Origin of the sequence: Mesorhizobium atlanticum, assembly GCF_003289965.1 — a bacterium.
Lineage (GTDB): Bacteria > Pseudomonadota > Alphaproteobacteria > Rhizobiales > Rhizobiaceae > Mesorhizobium > Mesorhizobium atlanticum.
This window is the reverse complement of sequence record NZ_QMBQ01000002.1, coordinates 288,886-309,347: the sequence shown is the minus strand read 5'-3', so window position 1 is coordinate 309,347 and position 20,462 is coordinate 288,886. Positions and strand designations below refer to the sequence as shown.

Sequence of the window (20,462 nt, the reverse complement as noted above, 5' to 3'; positions counted from 1 at the left end):
ACTGGTCGTGGTCACATTCTGGTCACATCGCCCCTCGATTCAGCTATCGATTATCCTGTCTTGCGCATCCAGAGCAGTCTAGGTATAGGTAGCGAAGCAGTTGAATTCATTCGGCCTTTTAGGAGCGCGGCTTCGGATGGGCGTGTAGCTCAGCGGGAGAGCACTGCATTGACATTGCAGGGGTCACAAGTTCAATCCTTGTCACGCCCACCATCCTTCTCATAACTCAGGATTTTGCGGGCACAAAACCCCGCATTCGGTGCCCAGCAGCACGCTACCCGAGATCCCCTTCGAACATCACAAGCGTGCGATTCGACGCCTTCAGCGCGAAGCCCATGGCTTCCTCATAGGCCGGGTCGGCATAGCAGGCCTTGGCGATTTCCAGGGACGGGAATTCCACAAGCACCATGCGCTTGGCGTCACGCGCCTCGACGAGCAGCGGCGGCTGTTTCGTCGTGTTGGTCCGCGCCTGGTATTTTTCGCCGATCGGTTTCCAAAGCCGGGCGTATTCGGCCTGCGCTTCCTGATCCGAAATCTCGGTTCCGACGATGAGCCAATATCCCTTCACGCTGAAGCGCTCCCTAATGATTGCCGCCCTACACCATGAACGCGCCGCCGCTGACGTGCAACAAATGTCCGGTGACGGCTCAGCTCGCCCAGAATAATTTCCGCGGCTCTCGAGCCGTCGAACAAGGTTTTCACGTCGACGAGGGCGATATCGCCCATCGTCGATGCCACGAACGCATAGACGCTGCCGCCTGCATAGATTGTCCGGCAGCGCGCCATCAGCCTCATCTCAACGCCCTGAGCGTCTCATCCTGAAATTCCGCCGATCCCAGATCATCGCTCAGCAATGCGCCGGTTTGCGAATTCTCGATAAAATCGGCGGAGAATATCTGTCGACCTTCTCGACCGAGTGAAACTCGTCGTCATGCATCGGCCAACCAGGTAAAGCCGAAGCGATAGCCAAGCGTGTCGGGAAGGACTTTGCGTGGACCATGGCCAGAAGGCGGCCGCCCAGACCGCCCTCCCTGGTCATCGCTATGAGTTTCGACTGAGGATCATCCGGGGCCAAGACGGATGTCGCCTCCCTCGACATGTTCAAGGAACCACGCATAGGTCTGGTCCAATCCACGTCGAAGCGAATATGCCGGTCTCCAGCCGGTTGCGAACAGGCGCGACACATCCATCAGCTTGCGCGGCGTGCCGTCGGGCTTCGTCGGATCGAACGCGATCGAGGCGGCGGCGCCGACGACCGATACGACGGTGCTGGCGAGCTCCGCGATGGTGACGTCCTCGCCGCTCCCGACATTGACGTGGCCATCGTCCGCATAGGTCTTCAAAAGCCAGACAAAGGCGTCTGCGGCATCGTCGACATGCAGGAATTCCCGCATCGGCCGGCCCGACCCCCACACCTGCAGGGTCTGTTGGCCGGTGCGCTTCGCCTCATGCGCCTTGCGCATCAGCGCCGGAATGACATGACTGCTGCCCAGATCGAAATTGTCGCCCGGACCATAGAGATTGGTCGGCATGGCCGAGATGTAGTTGACGCCATATTGCCGCCGGTAGGCCTGGCAGAGCTTCAATCCGGCGATCTTGGCGACGGCATACCATTCGTTGGTGGGTTCGAGCGGACCGGTGAGCAGGGCGTCTTCCGGGATCGGCTGCGGCGCAAGTTTCGGATAGATGCAGGACGAGCCGAGGAACAGCAGTTTCTGCACCTCGCTGCGAAAGGCGGCTTCGATCACGTTGGTCTGCACGACAAGGTTTTCGTAAAGAAAATCCACCGGGTAGCTGTCATTGGCCATGATGCCGCCGACCTTTGCGGCAGCCATGATCACCGCATCCGGCCGGCGGTCCTCCATCCATCGGCGCACGCCACCCTGGTCGAGAAGATCGAGCTCGCTGCGCGCGACGGTCACGATCTCGCAGTCCTCGCTTGCCAGGCGGCGCACCAGCGCCGAGCCGACCATGCCGCGATGACCGGCGACGAAAATGCGCTTTCCTTTAAGGTCGAAGCTCTTGTCCATGGCGCGCATTCCTAGGTGGAACGGCCGTCACGCCGTGCGTGGTTGCCGGCGCGCTGGGTCTGTCCTCGACCGCAAGCCCGGCCGGACAAACCCGTTTTGCCCGGTCGCACCGTCATTGAGAGCCACTTTGCCGGCCATTGCCGCGTTCATCCCTGAATTCGGCAAGCGAATACAGATTTGCCAGCGGAACGCAAATCCCGCGTGTGGGGATCGGTTCAGATGCCGGCCGTCGCCAGCAGGGTCTTCATCCGGGCCACGGCAACATCGGGATCGGCAAGCAGGCCTGCCTGGTCGGCGAGGCGGAACACGTCCGCATAGTGGCATATGCCGCGTGCCGACTGCATGCCGCCCACCATCGTGAAGTGGCCCTGATGCCCGTTCAGCCACGCCATGAAAACGATGCCGGCCTTGTAGTATTCGGTCGGCGCCTCGAAGATCTTTCGCGACAGCGGCACGGTCGGCGCCATCAGCGTGTCGTAACCGGCCTTGTCACCTGCCGCCAGCTTCGCCAGCGCGGCATTTGCCACGGGCGCGATGGCGTCGAAGATGCCGAGCAGCGCATGCGAATGCCGCCTGCCGTCGCCGGCGATCAGCTCCGGGTAGTTGAAATCGTCGCCGGTGAACATCACGACTCCCTCGGGCAGCCGGTCGCGCAACTCCACTTCCTTGCCGGCATCGAGCAGCGATATCTTGATGCCCTCGACCTTGCCGGCATGCCGCTCGATGATGGCGACGACCGTGTCGAGCGCCGCACCGAAATCGTTGCTGCCCCAATAGCCCTTGAGCGCCGGATCGAACATGTCGCCCAGCCAGTGCAGGATGACCTTGCCTGACGCCTGGGAGAGCATACGGTCATAGACGCGGGCATAGTCTTCCGGCCCTTTTGCCACCGCCGCCAGCGCGCGGCTCGCCATCATGATCGCCTTGCCGCCCTCGCCTTCGATGAAGGCGAATTGCTCTTCATAGGCGCGGATGACGTCGTCGAGCGTCTTGGCCGCCGCAGGCGCCAGATGATCGGTCCCCGCCCCTGAAGCAAGGTCGGCGCCAGGCACTGTCCTGGCCTCCGCGATCGAGCGGCGGATCAGTTCCTTGGCGCTCGCCCAGTCGAAACCCATGCCGCGCTGAGAGGTGTCCATGGCCTCGGCGATACGAAAGCCGAGCCGCCACAGATGATGGCGGAACGCCATGGTCTTGTCCCAGTCGACCGCCGGCCGCGACCACGGATTGGTCATGGCGATGGGGTCGGCGACGACATGGGCGGCGGCATAGGCGATACGCGAAAAACGCGCGCCCTTGCTCGGCTCGACCGGCTTGCCGACAAGCCGGTAGCTAGTCCGGTCGCCGTTTGCCGCAGGCAAGATGATGTCCATGGAACTCTCCCGTTGCGGTCGCTATAAATGGAACGTTCCAATAAATCAAGGACCTTTATGATCCAAAGGCGCGCGAGCCAGCCGGCTGGGTCGCTTGGCGGAGAAACCCTTATATCGGCTGCCATTTTGAACCGCTCCAATCAATTTTTCGAATCTGGCGGGAAATCATGATTGACTCTGATTTGGAACGGTGATTAGAACGTTCCAATAAATTCGTACAAAAGACGCGGAGGAAGGGACGAGGATGGCCAGCCGGGCCAAGGCTACGATCCTGGACATTGCCCGCGAGGCCGGCGTGTCCAAATCGACGGTGTCGCTCGTGCTGCAAGGCAGCGGGCTCATCCGGCCTGAAACCGCGGTCAAGGTGCGCAAGGCGATCGAGGATGTCGGCTATGTCTACAACCGCGGCGCCGCCAATCTGCGCAAGGCCCATTCCAACGTCATCGGCATGGTGATCAACGACCTCACCAACCCCTTCTTCGCGGAGCTTGCGGTCGGCATGGAGCGCGTCTTCCAGGCGGCCGGCGTCGTCCCCTTCATCGCCAACACGGCGGAGAATCCGGTGCGCCAGGAAGAGGTACTGAAATCGATGATGGAGCAGGGCGTGGCCGGTCTGATCGTCTCCCCGGCGCGCGGCACGACGCCTGGTGCATTCCGGCGCATCGAAGCGGCGGGTGTGCCCGTGGTGTTCGCCATGCGCAGGCTGCCCGAGAGCCGCATACCGGCAATCGCGCCCGACAATCATCGCGGCGCCTGCCTTGCCACCGAGCATCTGATCCGCAAGGGCCATCGCCGCCTCGCCTTCTTTGGCGGCTCGTCCGATCTCGTCGTCTATCAGGAGCGCCTGGGCGGTTTCCTCGAAGCCTGCGAGGCGTTCGCCATTCCGGTTGCCGACCGGACGATCGTCGAGGGCGAGACCAGCCGCAAGGGCGGCATGGCCTGCCTGGAGACGGCGCTGGCCATTTCCGAACCGCCGACAGCGGCCCTTTGCTTCAACGACGCGGTTGCCTTTGGTGTCATGCTGGCATTGCGCAAGCGCGGCCTGGAAGCGGGAACGGACTTCGCCGTCGTCGGCTTCGACGACGTCGCCGAGGCCGAGCATTACAGCCCGGCGCTGACCAGCGTTGCCGTCGACACCGCGGGCCTCGGCGAGCGTGCCGCCCACGTGATGCTGAAGATGATCCAGTCGCGCACCACGCGCGCCGAGGACCATATCGGCGCCGTCAGCCTGGTCGTGCGGGAAAGCAGCGGTCCGAACCGCAACAGCCAAGTGGGAGACGCGGCATGAGCGTGCGATGGGGACTGATCGGCGCCAGCACGATCGCAAAGCAGTTCATGATCAATGCTATCCGCGCGCAGGCCGATGGCGAGGTCGCTGCCGTGATGAGCTCGAGCGCCGAGCGCGCAGAGGCTTATGCCAGCGAAAATGGCATTCCTGCCGCCGTCTCGTCCCTCGACGCGCTGCTCAGCAAGGAGATTGACGCCGTCTACATCTCGACCACCAACGAATTGCATCTCGAACAGGGCCTTGCCGCCATCAAGGCCGGCAAGCATGTGATGTGCGAGAAGCCGCTGGCACTGACCAGCGCCGATGCGAAGAAGATGGTTGCGGCAGCCAGCAACGCCGGAATCATCTTCGGCACCAACCACCATCTGCGCAACGCCGGCGCACATCGCGCCATGCGCAAGGCGATTGCCGCCGGCCGCATCGGCAAGCCGATCGCGGCGCGCGTCTTCCACTCGGTCTTCTTGCCGGAAAACCTGCAGGGCTGGCGCATCACCAGACCCGAGGCCGGCGGCGGCGTGGTGCTCGACATCACCGTGCACGACGCCGATACGCTCCGCTTCGTGCTCGGCGACGATCCGGTCGAGATCTCGGCCTTCACGCAATCCGCCGGCATGGCCGGCGGCGGGCTGGAAGACGGCGCCATGTGCATCTGGCGCTTCAAGTCCGGCGTCATCGCCCAATCGCATGAGGGCTTCACCACCCAATATGCCGGCACCGGCTTCGAGGTACACGGCTCGGAAGGCTCGCTCATCGCCACCAATGTCATGACGCAGAAGCCGGTGGGCTCGGTGCTGCTGCGCACGGCTTCCGGTGAGGAAGAGCTGAGCTTCGACCGCGAGGACCTCTACACCCGCTCGCTGCGCCAATTCCACGCCGCGATCCGCGGTGAGGGCCAGCCTTCCGCCACTGGCGAGGACGGCATCTGGTCGCTGGCTTCGGCCGAAGCCGCACTGCAGTCGGCCAAATCAGGCAAAGCCGTCAAGATCGACCCGAAACTCGGGAGCATGAATTGAGCAAGGTCGTTTCCGCAGCGCAGGCGGCAAGCCTGATCAAGGACGGCATGACCGTCTCGGTGTCGTCGTCGAGCGGCCTCGGCTGCCCGGACGCCGTGCTTGCCGCGATCGGCGAGCGCTTCGACGCGGAAGGCCATCCGCAGGCGATCACCACGCTGCACCCGATCGCCGCTGGCGACATGTATGGCGTCAAGGGCATCGACCATCTCGCAAAGCCCGGGCTGTTGAAGCGTACGCTCTGCGGCTCCTACCCATCCGGCCCCTCCTCCGCAGAGCCGCCGCAGATCTGGAAGATGATCGGCGACAATTCGGTCGCGGCCTACAACGTACCGTCGGGCATCCTGTTCGACATGCATCGCGAGGCCGCCGCCAAGCGTCCGGGCGTGCTGACCAAGGTCGGCCTCGACACTTTTGCCGATCCGCGCCATCAAGGCTGCGCCATGAACGCGGCGGCCGGCGAGCCGATCGTGTCGGTGCAGCAGTTCGACGGCGAGGAATGGCTCTATTTCCGCGCCATCGTGCCCAACATCTCGATCATCCGCGCCACCACGGCCGACGAGCGCGGCAACCTGACCTACGAGCATGAAGGCGCCTATCTCGGCGGGCTGGAACAGGCGCTTGCGGCCCGCAACAATGGCGGCATCGTCATCGCGCAGGTGAAGCGCGTCGTCGAGAACGGCACGCTGAAGCCGCATGACGTGCGCGTGCCCGGCGTGCTGGTCGACCACATCGTCGTGGCGCCCGACCAGTTGCAGACGACGCAGACCCCTTACGATCCGGCGATCTCCGGCGAAATCTTCCGGCCGCTATCGAGCTTCCGCACCCCGGAGATGAACATCCAGAAGGTCATCGCGCGCCGCGTCGCGATGGAATTGCGCGACGGCATGGCCGTCAACATCGGCTTCGGCATCTCCGCCAACGTGCCACGCATCCTCTTGGAGGAAGGACAGCACGGCAAGGTCACCTGGGTGATCGAGCAGGGAGCGGTCGGCGGCGTGCCGCTGCTCGACTTCAAGTTCGGCTGCGCATCGAATGCCGAGGCGATCATGCCCTCGCCGCATCAATTCATCTACTTCCAGGCAGGCGGCTTCGACGCCTCGCTGCTCTCCTTCCTGCAGATCGACCGCCACGGCTCGGTCAACGTCTCGAAACTTTCGGCCCGGCCGCATGTCACGGCCGGCGCCGGCGGCTTCGTCGACATCACGTCGCGGGCGAAGAAGATCGTCTTCTCCGGCTTCTTCAATGCCGGCGCGAAGCTTTCGTTGGCCAATGGTGCGATCCGCATCGACCAGGAAGGCAAGGTCAAGAAGGTGGTCGAGGAGGTCGAGCACATCTCCTTCTCGGGAAAACGCGCCGTCGCTCAAGGGCAGGACATCACTTATGTCACCGAACGCTGCGTGATGAAGCTGACGCCCGATGGCCTGATGGTCACCGAGCTTGCACCCGGCATCGACCTCGAACGCGATGTGCTGGCGCAGGCCGAAATCCCGCTCGCTGTGGCGAACGACCTCAAGGTGACGCCGGCGGCGCTCTATCAGGACCGGCCGATCGGCCTGTCTCTCAATGGCGGCGCTTCGCTCGGAGGCGCGCATGGCTGAGCTTGTCACCTTCGAAAAGGACGGCGCCATCGGCATCGTCACGCTGCGCCGACCGGAAAAGTTCAATGCGCTCGATATTCCGATGCTGCACGCGCTGGAAGCGGCGCTTGACGAGGCGGAACTGGCCGAGGGCGTCCGCGTCGTTCTCATCCGCGGCGAAGGCAAGGGCTTTTGTGCCGGCGGCGATGTCGAGGCCTGGGGCGCGATGAGTGCTGCTGATTTCCAGGTGCAATGGGTGCGCTACGGCCACCGTGTCTTCGACCGGCTGGCGCGGCTGCGGCAACCGACCATCGCGGTTCTGTCCGGCCATGCGCTGGGTGGCGGGCTGGAACTGGCCGCGGCCTGCGACTTCCGCGTCGCCGAAGCGCAGATAAAACTCGGCTTCCCCGAAACCTCGATCGGCGTCGTTCCCGGATGGTCCGGTACCCAGCGCGCCGTGCGCCGCTTTGGTGCACAGATCGTGCGCCGGATGGCGATCGGCGGCGAGATTTTCCTGGCGGCTGATGCGCTCGCGCACGGTATCGTCGACCGGCTGGTCGAAACCGGCAAGGCTTTCGACGAAGCCAGGGCCTGGGCCGAAAAGATCGCCGAGCGCGGCCCGCTGGCGACAGAGGCCGCGAAGCTGATGATCGGCGTTGCCGAGGGCGAGGAAGACGCAGCCGCGACCGAGGCGCTGGCCAGCGGCTTCATTGCGCTGACAGGCGACCTCAAAGCCGGCGTCGGCGCCTTCAAGGCCAAGCAGAAGCCGGCCTTTTCGAGATCCTAGAGAAGACATGATGAACGCACCGCTCAACATCGCCATGCCGAAAGAGGCGTCCCAGGCGCCGAAGGCCTACAAGCTCTTGATCGACGGCAAGCATGTCGAGGCCCGCGATGGCCGAACGATCGAGCGCGCCAGCCCCGGTCATGGTTTTGTCGTCTCGCGCTACGCCGAGGCAGGCGCGGCTGAAGTGGAAGCTGCCATGCAGGCCGCTCATAAGGCTTTCGAAACCGGTCCCTGGCCGCGCATGAAGGCCTCGGACCGCGCCGCGGTTCTGCTCAAAGCCGCCGACCTGATCGAGACCCGGCTGGAGGAGATCGCCCGCCTCGATGCGCTGGAATCCGGCAAGCCGATCGCCCAGGCGCGCGGCGAGATCGGCGGCGCGATCGACATCTGGCGCTATGCCGCCTCGCTTGCCCGCACGCTGCATGGTGAGAGCTACGCCAATCTCGGCGACGATATGCTGGGGGTGGTGCTGCGCGAACCGATCGGCGTCGTCTCGATCATCACGCCGTGGAATTTCCCCTTCCTGATCGTCAGCCAGAAGCTGCCCTTCGCGCTCGCGGCCGGCTGCACGGCAGTGGTGAAGCCGAGCGAGATGACCTCGGCCTCGACCTTCGTGCTTGGCGATATCCTGCTCGAAGCCGGCTTGCCGGCCGGTGTCGTCAACATCCTCGCCGGTTTCGGCGCCGATGTCGGCGCGCCCATGGTCAGCCATCCGCTGGTCGAGATGGTCTCCTTCACCGGCTCGACCCGCGTCGGCAAGACGACCATGGCCACGGCGTCCAATTCGCTGAAGAAGGTCTCGATGGAACTCGGCGGCAAGAACGGCCAGATCGTGTTCCCCGATGCCGACCTCGAAGCAGCGGCGGATGCCGCGGTGTTCGGCGGCTTCTTCAACGCCGGCGAATGCTGCAATGCCGGCAGCCGCCTGATCGTGCATGAGGCGATCGCCGACGATTTCCTGGCCGCGGTCAAGACGCTGTCCCAAAAGGTCCGCGTCGGCGATCCGCTAGACGACCGCACCAAGGTCGGCGCCATGATCTCGGTCGACCACATGGAAAAGGTGGCCGGCTATGTAACGGCGGCGAAAACCGACGGCGGCAACGTTTTCACCGGCGGAGCCCGGCTTGCATCCAACGCTGGGCAATATCTCGATCCGACCATCATCCGTAACGTCACGGAGGATATGGCGATCGCGCGTGAGGAAGTGTTCGGCCCGGTGCTGTCCGTGCTGACTTTTGAAACGATTGAGAAGGCATTGCACATTGCCAACAACACGCCCTATGGTTTGTCTGCAGGGGTGTGGAGCGCCAGCATCGACACCTGCATGTCGGTGGCGCGCAGTGTGCGTTCGGGGACGGTTTGGGTGAACACGTTCATGGAAGGTTACCCCGAGCTGCCTTTCGGGGGCTACAAGCAGTCCGGTCTGGGACGCGAACTCGGCAAACGCGCCGTCGAGGATTATACCGAGGAAAAGACCATTCAGTTTCATCGCGGCCAGCGCACCGGATGGTGGGTCGGCTGAGTTGGGAGACGCCGGCGGACACCGCCGGTTATGTGAATGCAACAAGGGAGGTAGTACATGTTGCGCAAACTGCTTATCGGAACGGCTCTTGCGACGAGCTTTGCGTTCTCGGCGCATGCCGCGGACGTCAAGGAAGTGCAGATGCTGCATTGGTGGACGTCGGGCGGCGAAGCGGCCGCTCTGAACGTGCTGAAGCAGGATCTGGCCAAGGAAGGCTATGCCTGGAAGGACGTGCCGGTGGCCGGCGGTGGCGGCGACGCCGCCATGACCGCGTTGAAGGCGATGGTCGCGGCCGGCAACTATCCGACCGCTTCGCAGATGCTCGGCTATACCGTGCTCGACTATGCCGCCGCGGGCGTCATGGGCGACCTGACCGAGACCGCCAAGAAGGAAGGCTGGGACAAGTCGGTTCCGACGGCCCTGCAGAAGTTCTCGGTCTATGACGGCAAGTGGGTTGCCGCTCCGGTCAACGTCCACTCCGTCAACTGGCTGTGGATCAACAAGGCGGTGATGGACAAGATCGGCGGCACCGAGCCGAAGACCTTCGACGACTTCATCGCCCTGCTCGACAAGGCCAAGGCGGCCGGCGTCATCCCGCTCGCGCTCGGCGGCCAGAACTGGCAGGAAGCCACCATGTTCGACTCGGTTGTTATGTCGACCGGCGGACCGGAATTCTACAAGAAGGCGATGAACGACCTCGATGACGAGTCGCTCAAGTCCGACACGATGAAGAAGTCGTTCGACAACCTCGCCAAGCTCATCAAATATGTCGACCCGAACTTCTCCGGCCGCGACTGGAACCTCGCCACCGCCATGGTCATCAAGGGCGATGCGCTGGTTCAGGTCATGGGCGACTGGGCCAAGGGCGAGTTCCACGCCGCCAAGAAGACCCCTGGCACTGACTTCCTCTGCTACCGCTTCCCGGGCACCGACGGCACCGTGATCTACAACTCCGACATGTTCGGCATGTTCAACGTTCCGGAAGACCGCAAGGCCGCCCAGGTGGCGCTTGCCACCGCCACTCTGTCGAAGAGCTTCCAGTCGGCCTTCAACGTGGTGAAGGGTTCGGTTCCGGCCCGCACCGACGTGCCGGACACCGACTTCGACGCCTGCGGCAAGAAGGGCATCGCCGACCTGAAGAAGGCCAATGAAGGCGGCACGCTGTTCGGCTCGCTGGCTCAGGGCTATGGCGCCCCGCCGGCCGTCGCCAACGCCTACAAGGACGTCGTTTCGAAGTTCGTCCATGGTCAGATCAAGACCTCCGACGAGGCCGTGACCGAACTGGTCAAGGCGATCGACGACGCCAAGTAAGGTTCGCTTGAACTCAGGTCTCCCCCGCTTCGGCGGGGGAGGTCCTCCTGTCGATGAAAGGTGTGGGACAACCCTGGTGCGTTTTTGCGCCGGGCGGTTTCCGACCAACCGGAACTGGACAAGCCGATGAGCACAGTTGCCGAAACCCAGATCAAGCTGACACCGGAGCACGACGCCCGTCCCGGCGCATCGGTCCGTTCGCGGCTGCAGGACCTGTTGCCGAAGATCGTTCTGGCGCCGAGCTTCGCGGCGACGATCGTCTTCGTCTACGGCTTCATCCTGTGGACGATCTATCTGTCCTTCACCAATTCGAAGACCTTCCCGTCCTACGACATCACCGGCGCCCGCGCCTATCAGCGGCTGTGGCGGTGGACGTTTGAGAGCGACCCGCCTTCGAGCTGGTATACCTCGATCACCAATATGGGCATTTTCGGTTTCCTCTATATCCTGATCTGCCTGGCGCTCGGCCTGTTCCTGGCCATCCTGCTTGACCAGAAGATCCGCGGCGAAGGCGTGCTGCGGCCGATCTACCTCTACCCGATGGCGCTCTCCTTCATCGTCACCGGCGTCGCCTGGAAGTGGTTCCTAGATCCCGGCCTCGGCCTGGAGCAGACGCTGCACCAATGGGGATGGACGAGCTTCCACTTCGACTGGATCAAGAACAAGGATTTCGTCATCTACACGGTGGTGATCGCCGGCGTCTGGCAGGCTTCCGGCTTCATCATGGCGATGTTCCTGGCCGGGCTGCGCGGCATCGACGGCGAGATCATGAAGGCGGCGCAGATCGACGGCGCCACCACCTTCCAACTCTACCGCCGCATCGTCATTCCGCTCTTGAGGCCGGTGTTTCTGTCGGCCTTCATCGTGCTGGCGCACCTCGCCATCAAGTCGTACGACCTGGTCGTGGCGCTCACCAGCGGCGGCCCCGGCGGCTCGGCCTGGCTGCCCTCCAATTTCATGTATGAGTTCACCTTCAAGCGAAACGAAATGGCGGTCGGCTCGGCCAGCGCCGTGATCATGCTGATGACGCTGACCGCCATCATCGTGCCTTACCTCTATTCCGAGCTCAGGGAGAAGCCGCGATGAGCGCTGTCACCTCGCCTGCCCGTCCGGCTTCGAGCGGCATAAGCGCCAGGACGATCAACCGCATCGTCATCTACGGCCTGCTCGCGCTGTTCGCGATCTTCTACCTGATGCCGCTCTTCGTCATGCTGGTCACTTCGTTCAAGACCATGGACGAGATCCAGAACGGCAACATGCTTGCGCTGCCGCAGTCGCCGACCATCGCGCCATGGTTCAAGGCCTGGGGCGAAACCTGCGTCGGCCTTACCTGCGCCGGCATCAAGGGCTACTTCTGGAACTCCATCAAGATGGTGGTGCCGGCGGTGCTGATCTCCACGCTGCTCGGCGCCTTGAACGGCTATGTGCTGACCAAATGGCGCTTCCGTGGCCACACGCTGGTCTTCGCGATGATGCTGTTCGCCTGCTTCATCCCGTTCCAGTCGGTGCTGCTGCCGATGGCGACGATCCTCGGCAGCATCGGCCGCTTCGGCGTCAGCCTGCAGAACGCGACGGGGTTCAATTTCGGCCTCGGCAACTCGACGGTCAATCTTGTCTTCGTCCATGTGGTCTACGGCCTGGGCTTCACCACGCTGTTCTTCCGCAACTATTACGAGGCCTTCCCGACCGAACTGATCAAGGCGGCGCAGGTCGACGGCGCCTCCTTCTTCCAGATCTTCCGCCGCATCATGCTGCCGAACTCGATGCCGATCTTCGTCGTCACCGTCATCTATCAGTTCACCAACATCTGGAACGACTTCCTGTTCGCCTCGGCCTATGCCGGCACCGGCGATGTGATGCCGATGACGGTGGCGCTGAACAATGTCGTCAACACTTCGACCGGCGTCGTCGAATACAATGTCAACATGGCCGCGGCGATGATCGCGGCGCTCCCCACCCTGATCGTCTATGTCGTCGCCGGCCGCTATTTCGTGCGCGGGCTGATGGCTGGCGCGGTCAAGGGCTGACCCCATTCGGAAGGAACGACCATGGCTTTTCTGGAAATTGATGGGCTGAAGAAGCGCTTCGGGAATGTCGAGATCCTGAAGGGCATCAATGTCGAGCTCGAAAAGGGCGGCTTCCTGGTGCTGGTCGGTCCGTCCGGCTGCGGTAAGTCCACGCTGCTCAACACCATCGCCGGTCTCGAGAACATCACCGAAGGCGAGATCCGCGTCGACGGCCGCGCCATCAACGACCTGCACCCTTCGAAGCGCGATATCGCCATGGTCTTCCAGAGCTACGCGCTCTACCCGAACATGACGGTGGCCGGAAACATCGCCTTCGGCATGGAGATGCGCGGCGTGCCGGCGGCCGAGCGCCAGGCGGCGATCGACAAGGTCGCCAAGATCCTGCAGATCGGCCACCTGCTCAACCGCAAGCCCAGCCAGCTTTCCGGCGGCCAGCGCCAGCGCGTCGCCATGGGCCGGGCGCTGGTGCGCGACCCGAAGCTCTTCCTGTTCGACGAGCCGCTCTCCAATCTCGATGCCAAGCTGCGCGTCGACATGCGCATCGAGATCAAGCGCCTGCATGCCACCACCGGCACGACGATCGTCTATGTCACGCACGACCAGATCGAGGCGATGACGCTAGCGACCAAGATCGCGGTCATGCGCGATGGCGAGGTGCAGCAGTTCGGCACGCCGGCCGAGATCTACAACAATCCGACCAACATCTTCGTCGCCGACTTCATGGGCTCGCCGGCGATGAACCTGATCCCGGCCAAGATCGACGGCAATGGCAGCGGACTTTCGGTCGTGCTCGACCGCGAGGCGCGTCAGCCGATCGTGCTGCCGATGCCCGGCGCGCCAGCCGGCCTTGCGGCCTTCAAGGACAAGCAGGTCATCTTCGGCGTGCGCCCTGAAGCGCTGACCGATCCGGAAGGCGCCGAGCGCAATGGTTCCAGCATCGCCACCGCCGACTGCCACATCGAGGTGGTTGAGCCAGCGGGATCGGACACCTTCGCAGTCACCAATCTCGGCGGCAAGGGCGTGGTGGCGCGGCTGAGAGCCGATGCCAGGATCCAGCCCGGCACCAGCACGCCGCTGGCCTTCAACCTCAGCAAGGCGGTGTTCTTCGACCCGGCGACCGAGAAGCGCATCCTTTAAAAAGCTATGGCAAACCCGGATATCGTCATCATCGGCTCCGGCATCGGCGGCGCCACGATCGCCTCCGGCTTGGCCGGCAGCGGCGCCTCGATTCTGATACTGGAACGCGGCGAACCGCTTCCGGCGACGCCGCATGCGCGCTCGACGCGATCGATCTTCATCGACGAACACTACCGGCCGAAGGAAATGTGGCGCGAGGCCGGCGGTGCGGCCTTCAACCCTGGCAACTACTATTATGTCGGCGGCAATTCGAAATTCTTCGGCGCGGTCCTGATCCGCTATCGCAAGGAGGATTTCTCCGAGCTCGAGCATTTCGGCGGCGTCTCGCCGGCCTGGCCTTTTTCCTATGACGAATTCGAGCCATGGTACTCGAAGGCCGAGCAACTGTTTCGCGTGCGCGGCACCCTCGGCGAAGACCCGACCGAGCCGTTCCATTCGATCCCCTATGCCTTCAAGCCGGTGCCCGACGAGCCGCCGATCGCGCGCGCCCGCGCCGAGCTGAAGAGCCTCGGACTGCACCCGGCTTCGCTGCCGCTTGGCGTCGACATCGAGACCTGGCTGAAGGACGGCAGGACCGGCTGGGACGCCTTCCCCAACACCGGCCAGGGCAAGATCGACGCCCAGACCGGGCCCCTGACCGAAGCGCTGAAGGACCCGAATATCCGCCTCGAAACCGGCGCCCAGGTCGACTGGCTCGAAACCGCGCCTGACGGCAAGTCGATCGCCGCCATCCACTACACGCAAGATGGCGCGCAAAAAACGCTGTCGCCGAAGCTGGTGATCCTGTCGGCCGGCGCGATCAACTCGGCCGCCATCCTGCTGCGCTCGCCCTCGGCGAAAGGCAAAGGCCTCGCCAACAGCTCCGACCAGGTCGGCCGCAATTTCATGAACCACAATTCGAGCGCCATGCTGGCGATCGACCCGCGCCGCCGCAACGACAGCGTCTACCAGAAGACGCTGATGCTCAACGACTACTATCTGTCGGACGGCAATGGCGGCAAGCCGCTGGGCAATGTGCAGCTGCTCGGCAAGATCGACGGCAACATGCTCAAGGCCAATGTGAAGACGATGCCAAAATTGGTGCTCGATTTCATGGCCGGCCACGCCGTCGACTGGTACCTGATGTGCGAGGACCTGCCAGATCCCGAAAGCCGCATCATGGTCGACGGCAAGGAGATCGTCATGCAGTGGCGGCGCTCGAACATGCAGTCGCTCGAAGGCCTGACCAAGGTGATGCGCGAGAACTTGCGCGCCTGCGGCTATCCGATCGTGCTGTCGCGCCCTTTCGACAAGCGCACGCCCTCGCATCAATGCGGCACGGTAAAGATGGGCAACGATCCCGCCACCTCGCCGCTCGACCCCTTCTGCCGCGCTTACGATCACCAGAACCTGTTCGTTGTCGATGGCGGCTTCCTGCCGACCTCGGCCGCGGTCAACCCGGCGCTGTCGATCGCGGCGCAGGCGCTGCGGGTTGCTGACTACCTTCGCAAGACGGAGCTTGCCGCATGACCCGCCCGGCAGCCATCGTCACCGGCGGCGCGCGCGGCATAGGGCTCGCCTGCGCCGAGGCGCTTGCCGATGCCGGATTCGACGTCCTTGTCGCCGATCTTGCCGAAAAAGCGCCAGACAAGCTCGCCACCAACTTTGCGGCTCGCAGCGCGAAATTCGCCTACTTCCAATGCGACATTGCCGATCTTTCCGTTCATCAAAGAATGGTCGAAGCCGCGATCAACGCCTTCGGCCACATCGATTGCCTGGTCAACAATGCCGGCGTCGGCGCGGTGGTGCGCGGCGATTTGTTGGAACTGAAGCCGGAGAATTTCGACCGCGCCTTGAACATCAACCTGCGCGGCACGGTGTTCCTCAGCCAGGCGGTCGCCAAGGCCATGCTGGCGACACCTGCTGTATCAGCTCGGTCGATCATCACCATCACTTCGGTCAGCGCCGAAATGGCTTCGCCGGAGCGCGCCGACTACTGCGTCTCGAAAGCCGGCCTTTCAATGTGGGTGAAGAACCTGGCGCTGCGGCTCGCACCCGAGAATATCGGCGTGTTCGAGGTGCGGCCGGGCATCATCCGCACGGATATGACTGCTGCCGTTTCCGCCAAATACGACGCGCTGATCGATGGCGGCCTGGTGCCGGCAAAACGCTGGGGCGAAGCCGCCGACATCGGCGGCGTTGTTGCCGCGCTCGCCTCCGGCAAATTCGGCTTTTCGACCGGATCGGTCATCGATGTCGACGGCGCGCTCTCGGTGCCACGCTTGTGAGGAACAATGGCTGACTACATCATTGTTGGCGCCGGCCCGGCCGGCTGCGTTCTCGCCAACCGGCTGAGCGAAGACCCGGCCAATTCCGTGCTGCTCCTGGAAGCCGGCGGCAAGGACTGGCATCCGCTGGTCCACATGCCGGCGGGCTTCGCCAAGATGACCAAGGGCATCGCCTCCTGGGGCTGGTCGACCGTGCCGCAGAAGAACATGAAGGACCGCGTCTTCTGGTACACGCAGGCCAAGGTCGTCGGCGGCGGCTCGTCCATCAATGCCCAGATCTACACGCGCGGCAACGCCCGCGACTATGACGCCTGGGAGAAGGAAGAAGGCCTCGCCGGCTGGGGCTATCGCGACGTGCTGCCCTATTTCAAGCGCGCCGAGAACAACCAGCGCTTCGCCAATGATTTCCATGGCGACCAGGGTCCGCTCGGCGTGTCGAACCCGATCTCGCCGCTGCCGATCTGCGAGGCCTATTTCCGCGCCGGGCAGGAAATGGGCATACCCTTCAACCCGGACTTCAATGGCGCTGCCCAAGAAGGCGTCGGCTACTATCAGCTGACGCAAAAGAATGCGCGGCGCTCGTCCGCCTCCGTCGCCTATCTGAAGCCGATCCGCGCCAGGAAGAACCTGACGGTCAGGACCGATGTTCTGGTCACCCGCGTGGTCGTCGAGAAAGGCCGCGCCATCGGCGTCGAGATCGTCGACAAGCCAGGCGGTGAAAAGACCATCCTGCGCGCTGAACGCGAAGTGATCGTCTCCTCAGGCGCCATCGGTTCGCCCAAGCTCCTGATGCAATCGGGCATCGGCCCGGCCGACCATCTGAAATCGGTCGGCATCACTCCGGTGCACGACCTGCCCGGCGTCGGCTCCAACATGCAGGATCATCTCGACCTCTTCGTGATCGCCGAATGCACCGGCGACTATACCTACGACAACTACGCCAAGCTGCACCGCACCTTATGGGCCGGACTGCAGTACCTCCTGTTCAAGAATGGACCCGTCGCCTCCAGCCTCTTCGAGACCGGCGGCTTCTGGTACGCCGATCCGACCGCCGCCTCGCCCGACATCCAGTTCCATCTCGGCCTCGGCTCCGGGATCGAGGCCGGCGTCGAGAAGCTGAAGAACCCGGGCGTGACGCTGAACTCCGCCTTCCTGCGCCCGCGCTCGCGCGGCACGGTGCGGCTGAAAAGCGCCGACCCGGCCGACCACCCGCTGATCGACCCGAACTATTGGTCCGACCCATATGATCGAGACATGTCGATCAAGGGGCTCAGGCTGGCGCGCGAGATCATGCGGCAGAAGGCGCTGCAACCTTATGTGCTCCGCGAGGTGCTGCCCGGCCCGAGCCTGCAAAGCGACGACGACCTCATTGACTATGCCTGCCGCACTTCCAAGACCGATCATCACCCGGTCGGCACCTGCCGCATGGGCCATGACGCGATGGCCGTGGTGACGCCCGATCTCAGGCTGCGCGGCATCGAAAATCTCCGCGTCTGCGATGCGTCGGTGATGCCGCGCGTCCCCTCCTCCAACACCAATGCGCCGACCATCATGGTCGGCGAAAAGGGCGCCGACCTCATCCTCGGCCGCGAGCCGCTGCCGCCGGCCGTGTTCAAGGGCAACCAGGCGGCATGAGGCATCAACGATGATCCGGCATTGCGTCTTCGTCCGCTTTCGCGACGACGTTCCTGAAACCGAACGGGCGGCGATCCATGCCGATCTCGAAGCACTGCGCGCCGTCATCGACGGCATGGGCAAGGTGGAGTTCAGCGCCAATGTCAGCCCCGAGCCTTTCGCGCGCGGCTTCACATATGGTTTCACCATCGATTTCCGCGATGCGGCCGCCCGCGACACCTATCTGGCGCACGAGGCGCACCAGCGCGCCGGCGCGCGCCTTGTCGCCGCCCTCGAAGGCGGCACCGAGGGGTTGATGGTCATCGATCTCGAGGTGACGCAAATGTGACCGCTCGCCGGCTTGAAACCGGCAGCTGTCCCGTTCTCTTTTGCCCGCCGTGGAACATATCGCTCCTTTTGGGAATGCAAAAGGAGGACCGCCTTGAACCTCACCAGCGAACAGAAGAAAACCGTAGTCGCATCCTTTCTGGGCTGGACGCTCGACGCGTTTGATTTCTTCCTTCTGACCTTCCTGCTCACCGATATTGCCGCTGAATTCCAGACTGATGTCCCGGCCGTCTCCAAGGCGCTGTTCTTGACCTTGGCCACGCGCTTCATCGGCGCGTTCTTCTTCGGCATGCTTGCCGACAGATACGGCCGCAAGCCTATTCTGATGCTGAATATCGTCAGCTATTCGGTGATCGGCGCCTTGGCCGCTTTCTCGCCCAACCTCGGCATATTCCTGGCGCTGCGCGCCCTGTTCGGCATCGCCATGGGTGGCGAATGGGGCTTGGGCAGCTCGCTTGCCATGGAATCCATTCCCCCCAACGCGCGCGGCATGGTCTCGGGCATCCTGCAATGCGGCTATCCGGCCGGCTACCTGCTGGCCGCTGTCGCTTACGGACTGCTCTACGGGCAGAAGATCGGCGACTTTACCATCGGCTGGCGCGCCATGTTCCTCTTGAGTTTCGCGCCGGCGCTGATCGTGCTGTTCATCCGCTCGCATGTGCCGGAATCGCCCGCTTTCGTCGAAGGCCGTTCGCAGGCGCGGCCCGGTCTTCTCGAAACGCTGCGAAAGCACTGGGGCATTGCCCTCTATGCCGTCGTGCTGATGATGTTCTTCAACTTCTTCAGCCATGGCACGCAGGACCTCTACCCGACCTTCCTGAAGAAGCAGCACGGCTTCGATCCGCACACGGTGAGTTGGATCACCATCGTCGCCAATATCGGCGCCATTGTCGGCGGCCTCGCCTTCGGCGCGCTGTCGGAGAAGATCGGCCGCATCAATGCCATCACGCTGGCCTGCGTGATCGCCCTGCCGGCGATCCCACTCTGGGCCTATACGACCACACCCTTCATGCTGGCGATGGGCGCCTTTATCATGCAGGTGGCCGTGCAAGGCGCCTGGGGCGTCATCCCGGTGCACCTCAACGAACTTTCGCCGGGCTCCGTGCGGGCGACCCTGCCGGGTTTCATCTATCAAGCCGGCAATCTGGCTGCTTCCTATGGCGGCCCCTACCAAGCCGGCATCGCCGAAGCGCCGGGAGGCAGTTACGGCTACGCGCTGGCGCTGTTTGCCGGCGTGGTCGCAGTCTGCATCATCGTCGTCATCCGCTTCAGCCCCGAGAAGCGCGGCAAGGTGATGACCGTGCTCGGGTGACTGGCAATCAACCCATTCTCAGCGCGATGACGCCCGCGACGATGCCGAGCGCGGCCGTGGCGCGCCAGGCCGTCATCTTCTCGCCCAGCGCCAGCACCGAGATTAGCATGGCGAACAGGATCGAGGTCTCGCGCAGCGACGCGACCGAGGCGATCGGCGCCTTGGTCATCGCCCACATGACGATCCAGTAGGCGGCGCCGCTGAGCACGCCGGTGAACAGCCCTGCCTTCCAGTAGCGCGCCAGCACGGGCAGCGACCGTGGTCCGCGAAAGGCGACGCACAGCACCAGCGCCCACGTCGCATCACAGACGAACAGCCAGGCGGCGTAGCTCGTCGCGGTCGCGGCGAGCCGCGCGCCGCTGCCGTCGGACAGCGTGTAGCTGGCGATGAAGATCGACGTGCCGAGCGCGAAGCCGACGGCGCGCAGATTGAGCCTCTCCAGATGCGCGCCGCCGCGAAACGACATGACCAGCGTGCCGATCGACAACAGCACGATACCCACGATGGCGAGCGGCGCAGGCACCTCCCCGACCAACACGATGCCGCCCAGCGCCGAAAGCAGCGGCGCGGTGCCGCGCGCCAGCGGATAGGTCTGGGCGAAATCGCCCGCCTTGTAGGCGCCGATCAGGAATGTCCGGTAGCCCATGTGGAAGAAAACCGAGGCGAGGATGAATGGCCAGACCTCGGCCTTCGGCACTTCTACGAAGGGCAGCACCACGAGAGCCGCAGCGCCCATGCCGAGCGTCATCAGCGTGATCGACAGGAAGCGGTCGAGATGCACCTTGACCAGTGCGTTCCAGATCGCATGCATGGCCGCCGCCGAGAGCACAGCCAGGAAGACGAACAGCGTCATGCCCGC

Annotated in this window: 19 protein-coding genes and 1 tRNA gene; 15 read left to right on the top strand and 5 right to left on the bottom strand. The window is 63.7% G+C overall.

All coding sequences use genetic code 11. From position 1 onward, the window contains the following. Window positions 1-138 precede the first annotated feature (138 nt). A tRNA-Val gene (locus DPM35_RS06570) sits at window positions 139-213 on the top strand. A 61-nt stretch (window positions 214-274) separates the two neighbouring features. Here DPM35_RS06570 and DPM35_RS06565 read toward each other — a convergent pair. From DPM35_RS06565 to DPM35_RS06550, 4 genes are all read right to left on the bottom strand, one after another. Next, entirely contained in the window at window positions 275-568 is a 294-nt protein-coding gene (locus DPM35_RS06565; RefSeq protein ID WP_112126505.1) for a DUF1330 domain-containing protein, read from the bottom strand. Further along, window positions 565-795 (bottom strand): hypothetical protein, encoded by a 231-nt coding sequence (locus DPM35_RS06560; RefSeq protein WP_112126504.1) that lies wholly within the window; start codon window positions 793-795, stop codon window positions 565-567. Before DPM35_RS06560 ends, DPM35_RS06565 begins: the two co-directional genes overlap by 4 nt. A gap of 266 nt (window positions 796-1,061) precedes the next feature. Next, window positions 1,062-2,030, bottom strand: coding sequence for a GDP-L-fucose synthase (gene fcl / locus DPM35_RS06555; protein ID WP_112126503.1), 969 nt, complete (start codon window positions 2,028-2,030; stop codon window positions 1,062-1,064). 215 nt (window positions 2,031-2,245) lie between these two features. Further along, on the bottom strand, window positions 2,246-3,400 hold the full coding sequence (locus tag DPM35_RS06550; protein WP_112126502.1) for a dihydrodipicolinate synthase family protein: 1,155 nt from the start codon (window positions 3,398-3,400) through the stop codon (window positions 2,246-2,248). 244 nt (window positions 3,401-3,644) lie between these two features. Between DPM35_RS06550 and DPM35_RS06545 the strand changes: the two genes are divergently transcribed. From DPM35_RS06545 to DPM35_RS06480, 14 genes are all read left to right on the top strand, one after another. Next, window positions 3,645-4,688 carry a LacI family DNA-binding transcriptional regulator gene (locus DPM35_RS06545; RefSeq protein WP_112126501.1) on the top strand — a complete coding sequence of 348 codons (1,044 nt, stop codon included), beginning with the start codon at window positions 3,645-3,647 and terminating at the stop codon, window positions 4,686-4,688. Continuing rightward, the gene (locus tag DPM35_RS06540; protein WP_112126500.1) at window positions 4,685-5,701 is read left to right on the top strand and encodes a Gfo/Idh/MocA family protein; all 1,017 of its coding nucleotides are present in this window, start codon (window positions 4,685-4,687) and stop codon (window positions 5,699-5,701) included. Before DPM35_RS06545 ends, DPM35_RS06540 begins: the two co-directional genes overlap by 4 nt. Then, a complete protein-coding gene (locus tag DPM35_RS06535; RefSeq protein ID WP_112126499.1) occupies window positions 5,698-7,299 on the top strand; it encodes an acyl CoA:acetate/3-ketoacid CoA transferase in 1,602 nt (533 codons plus the stop codon). Before DPM35_RS06540 ends, DPM35_RS06535 begins: the two co-directional genes overlap by 4 nt. After that, window positions 7,292-8,065 (top strand): enoyl-CoA hydratase/isomerase family protein, encoded by a 774-nt coding sequence (locus DPM35_RS06530; protein WP_112127075.1) that lies wholly within the window; start codon window positions 7,292-7,294, stop codon window positions 8,063-8,065. The genes DPM35_RS06535 and DPM35_RS06530 overlap by 8 nt, the downstream gene beginning before the upstream one ends. 10 nt (window positions 8,066-8,075) lie before the next feature. Beyond that, a complete protein-coding gene (locus DPM35_RS06525; RefSeq protein ID WP_112127076.1) occupies window positions 8,076-9,587 on the top strand; it encodes an aldehyde dehydrogenase family protein in 1,512 nt (503 codons plus the stop codon). A gap of 57 nt (window positions 9,588-9,644) precedes the next feature. Further along, on the top strand, window positions 9,645-10,898 hold the full coding sequence (locus DPM35_RS06520) for an ABC transporter substrate-binding protein (protein WP_112126498.1): 1,254 nt from the start codon (window positions 9,645-9,647) through the stop codon (window positions 10,896-10,898). Window positions 10,899-11,024: 126 nt separating this feature from the next. Then, window positions 11,025-11,984 carry a carbohydrate ABC transporter permease gene (locus DPM35_RS06515; RefSeq protein WP_112127074.1) on the top strand — a complete coding sequence of 320 codons (960 nt, stop codon included), beginning with the start codon at window positions 11,025-11,027 and terminating at the stop codon, window positions 11,982-11,984. Beyond that, window positions 11,981-12,925: a carbohydrate ABC transporter permease gene (locus tag DPM35_RS06510; RefSeq protein WP_112126497.1), complete on the top strand. Its 945-nt coding sequence runs from the start codon at window positions 11,981-11,983 to the stop codon at window positions 12,923-12,925. The genes DPM35_RS06515 and DPM35_RS06510 overlap by 4 nt, the downstream gene beginning before the upstream one ends. A gap of 21 nt (window positions 12,926-12,946) precedes the next feature. Next, the gene (locus DPM35_RS06505) at window positions 12,947-14,062 is read left to right on the top strand and encodes an ABC transporter ATP-binding protein (protein ID WP_112126496.1); all 1,116 of its coding nucleotides are present in this window, start codon (window positions 12,947-12,949) and stop codon (window positions 14,060-14,062) included. A gap of 6 nt (window positions 14,063-14,068) precedes the next feature. Continuing rightward, complete coding sequence (locus tag DPM35_RS06500; protein WP_112126495.1) at window positions 14,069-15,571, top strand: GMC oxidoreductase; 1,503 nt, start codon at window positions 14,069-14,071, stop codon at window positions 15,569-15,571. Then, a complete protein-coding gene (locus DPM35_RS06495) occupies window positions 15,568-16,329 on the top strand; it encodes a 3-ketoacyl-ACP reductase (RefSeq protein WP_112126494.1) in 762 nt (253 codons plus the stop codon). Before DPM35_RS06500 ends, DPM35_RS06495 begins: the two co-directional genes overlap by 4 nt. A 6-nt stretch (window positions 16,330-16,335) precedes the next feature. Continuing rightward, window positions 16,336-17,964, top strand: coding sequence for a GMC family oxidoreductase (locus tag DPM35_RS06490; RefSeq protein WP_112126493.1), 1,629 nt, complete (start codon window positions 16,336-16,338; stop codon window positions 17,962-17,964). A 10-nt stretch (window positions 17,965-17,974) separates the two neighbouring features. Further along, window positions 17,975-18,292: a Dabb family protein gene (locus tag DPM35_RS06485; protein WP_112126492.1), complete on the top strand. Its 318-nt coding sequence runs from the start codon at window positions 17,975-17,977 to the stop codon at window positions 18,290-18,292. 93 nt (window positions 18,293-18,385) lie between these two features. Beyond that, window positions 18,386-19,603, top strand: coding sequence for an MFS transporter (locus DPM35_RS06480; RefSeq protein WP_112126491.1), 1,218 nt, complete (start codon window positions 18,386-18,388; stop codon window positions 19,601-19,603). Between the two features lie 7 nt (window positions 19,604-19,610). Here the strand turns inward: DPM35_RS06480 and DPM35_RS06475 are convergent, their stop codons facing one another. Continuing rightward, window positions 19,611-20,456 carry an EamA family transporter gene (locus tag DPM35_RS06475; protein ID WP_112126490.1) on the bottom strand — a complete coding sequence of 282 codons (846 nt, stop codon included), beginning with the start codon at window positions 20,454-20,456 and terminating at the stop codon, window positions 19,611-19,613. Window positions 20,457-20,462 lie beyond the last annotated feature (6 nt).

What these genes read in the sequence shown, in the direction of transcription:
- DPM35_RS06560 (WP_112126504.1), bottom strand. Translation starts at nt 795, where the DNA reads ATGAGGCTGATGGCGCGCTGCCGGACAATCTATGCAGGCGGCAGCGTC.
- fcl (WP_112126503.1), bottom strand. Translation starts at nt 2,030, where the DNA reads ATGGACAAGAGCTTCGACCTTAAAGGAAAGCGCATTTTCGTCGCCGGT.
- DPM35_RS06550 (WP_112126502.1), bottom strand. Translation starts at nt 3,400, where the DNA reads ATGGACATCATCTTGCCTGCGGCAAACGGCGACCGGACTAGCTACCGG.
- DPM35_RS06545 (WP_112126501.1), top strand. Translation starts at nt 3,645, where the DNA reads ATGGCCAGCCGGGCCAAGGCTACGATCCTGGACATTGCCCGCGAGGCC.
- DPM35_RS06540 (WP_112126500.1), top strand. Translation starts at nt 4,685, where the DNA reads ATGAGCGTGCGATGGGGACTGATCGGCGCCAGCACGATCGCAAAGCAG.
- DPM35_RS06530 (WP_112127075.1), top strand. Translation starts at nt 7,292, where the DNA reads ATGGCTGAGCTTGTCACCTTCGAAAAGGACGGCGCCATCGGCATCGTC.
- DPM35_RS06525 (WP_112127076.1), top strand. Translation starts at nt 8,076, where the DNA reads ATGAACGCACCGCTCAACATCGCCATGCCGAAAGAGGCGTCCCAGGCG.
- DPM35_RS06520 (WP_112126498.1), top strand. Translation starts at nt 9,645, where the DNA reads ATGTTGCGCAAACTGCTTATCGGAACGGCTCTTGCGACGAGCTTTGCG.
- DPM35_RS06515 (WP_112127074.1), top strand. Translation starts at nt 11,025, where the DNA reads ATGAGCACAGTTGCCGAAACCCAGATCAAGCTGACACCGGAGCACGAC.
- DPM35_RS06510 (WP_112126497.1), top strand. Translation starts at nt 11,981, where the DNA reads ATGAGCGCTGTCACCTCGCCTGCCCGTCCGGCTTCGAGCGGCATAAGC.
- DPM35_RS06505 (WP_112126496.1), top strand. Translation starts at nt 12,947, where the DNA reads ATGGCTTTTCTGGAAATTGATGGGCTGAAGAAGCGCTTCGGGAATGTC.
- DPM35_RS06500 (WP_112126495.1), top strand. Translation starts at nt 14,069, where the DNA reads ATGGCAAACCCGGATATCGTCATCATCGGCTCCGGCATCGGCGGCGCC.
- DPM35_RS06495 (WP_112126494.1), top strand. Translation starts at nt 15,568, where the DNA reads ATGACCCGCCCGGCAGCCATCGTCACCGGCGGCGCGCGCGGCATAGGG.
- DPM35_RS06490 (WP_112126493.1), top strand. Translation starts at nt 16,336, where the DNA reads ATGGCTGACTACATCATTGTTGGCGCCGGCCCGGCCGGCTGCGTTCTC.
- DPM35_RS06485 (WP_112126492.1), top strand. Translation starts at nt 17,975, where the DNA reads ATGATCCGGCATTGCGTCTTCGTCCGCTTTCGCGACGACGTTCCTGAA.
- DPM35_RS06475 (WP_112126490.1), bottom strand. Translation starts at nt 20,456, where the DNA reads ATGACGCTGTTCGTCTTCCTGGCTGTGCTCTCGGCGGCGGCCATGCAT.